Genomic DNA, 230 nt, shown 5'->3' with positions numbered 1-230 from the left:
AGCCGCCATAGCTGGTGCCCACCACCGCCACCGCCGAAGTGTCGATCGCCGGGTGGGACAGCAGGCGGTCGTAAGCGGCGAGCAGGTCGCGCAGGTTGTCTTCACGGGTGACCCGGGAGAGCGGGATGCCGGTGCCGGCATGGCCGCGCAGGTCGAAGGTCAAACACACGCAGCCGAGCCCCGCGATGCCTTTGGCGCGTTCCAGGTCGCGCTCCTGGCTACCGCCCCAA

1 protein-coding gene is annotated in these 230 nt (G+C 70.0%); it reads right to left on the bottom strand.

Annotated features, from left to right (window positions below; genetic code table 11):
- The coding region (locus AC0L3B_RS40500) for an alpha/beta hydrolase family protein (RefSeq protein ID WP_473383740.1) at positions 1 to 230 on the bottom strand (230 nt) is incomplete at both ends.

Source organism: Bradyrhizobium sp. Kon56 (genome assembly GCF_055807635.1).
The sequence above is the reverse complement of the archived record's forward strand: the minus strand, read 5'-3'. Positions and strand labels throughout refer to the sequence as shown.